This is a genomic window from Candidatus Cloacimonadota bacterium (assembly GCA_020532355.1).
Taxonomy (GTDB): domain Bacteria; phylum Cloacimonadota; class Cloacimonadia; order Cloacimonadales; family Cloacimonadaceae; genus UBA5456.
The window spans coordinates 1-3,540 of sequence record JAJBBD010000182.1; the positions used below are offsets into that span (position 1 = coordinate 1).

Consider the following 3,540-nt stretch of genomic DNA (forward strand, 5'->3'; position numbering starts at 1 on the left):
AGCAGCCTGAGTGGGATCAAAACGGGTATCGGTGATACCATCCCAATAATGATCCCCGTAAAGGTTAGCTTCATTTTGAGACATGAATACGGCATAATCTACAGGGTTTCCACCGGTCAGGGCCGCAGCCCAGGTGAGGTTGAAGCCATCTATAGGAAGCTCTGTAGCACCATCTTCAGGAGAGGCGAGAGTAACAGGATCGGGAGGCCCGGTGGGGATGGCTCGCACCATTACATTATCCACCATCAGATCGTTATCGCCACCTGATGCAGTGGATTCACCATAGAAGGCGAAGTACATATTACCGGAAATTCCGGTAAGGGGGATACTAACAAGCTCGCCGGTGTGCAAAATGTCGTTATATACATAAGCAGAACCGGAGTTATTCCACTCCCGCAAGATCGTGGGATTTGCCATATTAGGACTGTCGCTCATGGCAACGATGAATTTATCGTCCTGCTGATCAGTATTGTCTAAAATAGGATCAGTACTATTATAACGAGTAAGACCGAGGTCAAACTTCAGCTCATGACCATCCGCAGGGATAGCGATGGGCGGAGTAACCAGCCAGCCGTAACGCAAAGTGCCATAGATATTGATCCTGGCGGCGTTGTTACCGCTGGGGCCATTCAGCCATTCATCACGGTACCATTGGATACTTGTACCTGTAGGAGTAGGATAGAGGCCACTGAGCTGATTCCAGTTTGGCACCGGCCAGTCGCCAGTAACCGTACCGAAATCTTCCAACCAGGGCAGGTCGTAGATAGTGGGGTCAACCATGGTCGTAAAGCTGCGAGGAGCAGCGGGGTCTCCGGTTCCGGCACCGTTGTAGGCTCTTACTGTCCAGTAGTAAGTGCGTTCATAAGCCAGAGGGGGGACAGGACTATAAGGACTTGTCACGTTGCTGGCATAGAGAGTGCTGCCGTCTTCGGTATCAATATACACATTGTATCCCGTAACTACACCACCGGTGGTGGGGGGAGTCCAGGTGAGGTTGGGAGCGATGCTCTGGTTCACTGCAGCATCAGCCGGAGCTGTGAGAGTGGGGATTCCGGGAGCAACCGGAGTGATGAATGGGCCTACTACGTGGTCCACATATATGCTTCCGGTGCTGGTTTGGGTAGGGGTCTGGAAGCCGATGTAACGATTTGTGCCGGCCAGACTGCTGAGGTCTATGCTGATAGGATACCAGATGCCGGTGGCATCATAAGTAATATCTGCAATTCCGGCTATCGGAGCCCAGGTTACTCTATCTTCAGAAGATACTATTTGCAGTACTTGAGAAGTAGATGAGGCACGTGTGTAGAAATCCATCGTGCTGCTTCCGGTGAGGGTAAGCATGGGAGTGGAGAGCACATACACAAGGGAAGTGGAAGTGTACTTGTAGGCGGAAGCGCTGCCTTCAAAGCGCGGGGTGGAAGTGTTTCTGGTCCAGCTTCCGGAGCTGCCATTTGCCCAGCCCGGGGGTGGGAAGCCAGTGGCTTCAAAACCTTCGGCCAGTTGGTCTGTCATAGGAGTATTGAAGCTCCAGGTGGGGCAGGCGGAGGCTTCGCCAAAGGCGTTTGTAGGCACTACTTTCCATCTATAGGTGATGCCATTGGCCAGATCGCTTGTCTGGAATTGCGGGGCAGTGCCTGTATATTTCAAGTCCGCTTCGCTGAAGACTCCTGTGGTATTCAGATACAGTTTGTAGCCGGTAGCAGGTTCGCCGGTGAGGCTGGGACTCCATTTCAGCATGGGGTTCAAGAGCGTGGTACTGCCGTTCAGCGGGAAGACTACAGTAGCCGGCTGCGGAGGAATGGGCGCAGGAATTCTGATCCTGATGTCATCCACATACAAGCGAAGCTGATTGGCGATGCTATAAGCATGCCAGCCCAGATAATAAGTGCCGCTGCTGGGCACGGTAAACGTGGCAAGAGCAGTGGTATAATCCGAGAAATTAATGTTATCATCGATGAAAATCTGGGTACTAAGGTCTGCAACCTGGTTGCCATTGCCCAGCATTACTTTCAGTTTTTCAACATAGGACGTGGAACCACCTCGATATTTAAAATCAAGGGCATAGGTGGTGCCGGCCTGAAGGCTGATGGGTGGGCTTACCATCCAGTCGTTCAAGGCCAGAGAGTAGTTGTAGCCAATGCTGACGCAGTTGGGAGCGGAGTAGGGGTTTGAAGCATAGCTTGCCCACTGGGCAGTATCACTATCTACATTGATGCTGCTCCAGCCAAAAGGCAGGGCAGGAACGGTGACAGCATCGAAATTCTGGGTGTGAGGGAAGCTGGCGATGGTGGGATCAGCCATAGTGCTGAAGCTCCACACCGGACAGCCGATGGCATCACCAATGGCATTGTAGGGAACGATCTGCCAGTAATAATTAGTAGCATAAGCTAAGCTATTGGGTTCGTATGTGAATACATCTCCCAGATCACTGTTGTTTACGATGTTTGTAGGGGGATTGTTGGTGCCAAAATACAGCTTGTAACCTGTGGGGCCGCCGCCACCGCTATTCCAATTCAGGGTAGCATCAATGGTTACATCTATAGCTGCATCAGCAGGGCTTCCTACGATAGCGGGGTTTGGAGGCGTATCGATAGCATAAGTGCTGTAGGCCAGGCGTACATTGGGGCGGTTTGCTGCGGTAGAGCCAGTGCCGGTGGGAGCATTGTTATCGGCGTTCCAGGTAAGGTGAGAGCCGGGGACCGGGCTTGAGTAGATCCCGCCACCTGCAGAGCTTCCGCCAGGAGTACCGGCGCCGTTTCCACCAAAGTTCCTTTCTACCAGGATCATCAGGTTATCGCCCTGATCCACATCAAAGGTATTGTCGAGCGTGAACATATTCCAGTCGCCATTTGCTAAACCGGTCTGGGTCTGATCGTAAAGCAAGACGGCATCAGCGATCATATTATCCCAGGTGTCGGTAGTCAAAGTGCTGGCACCAATCGTTTTCAGATATATCTTGGTGGGTACTGCTGCCGTCGTAGCAATGCTGGAATACCATGAAATCGCAAAAATTCTGCTGTTTTGCGCACCAAGTTCTGCGGCCGTATATAAGGCAGCGCTGCGTTCGTAGCCAAAATAGCTTCCCAGCGGGAAACGCTGGGTGGCAGTTCCGGTGCCGATATCGACGATCTGCAAGCTTTCTGTCATTACGGTTACATTGAGCAGAGCGGTTTCGTTGTTGTTAGGATTTTCATCACCGGCTGATATTACCTTACCCCAAAGCTGAGTTGCACCGAGCGTGGTGGGTGTCCAGGAGATGGTGTGTTCGACGGTCGCTCCGGGAGCAATGGGGCCACCGTTTGCAGAGCCCAGCTCCACATTACCGGTTTGCATAAGTTTCACAGTGTAGTTATTGATAGTGCTCATACCGCCATTACGCACGGCGATCACATAAGGATATGCGCTATTGGCGGAGGGAGTGGTATTACCGCTTATTGAGGTAGCAGCCAAATCGTTATTGAGACTCGCATAGGCTGTGATATCGTAAATATACCAGCCGTTGAAGTTAAAAGTACTTTCTCCGGTGGAACGGAACTTTAG

1 protein-coding gene is annotated in these 3,540 nt (G+C 51.8%); it reads right to left on the reverse strand.

Going from position 1 to position 3,540, the window contains the following annotated elements:
- On the reverse strand, window positions 1-3,540 hold a 3,540-nt coding region (locus LHW48_06610; GenBank protein ID MCB5260127.1), incomplete at both ends, for a choice-of-anchor J domain-containing protein.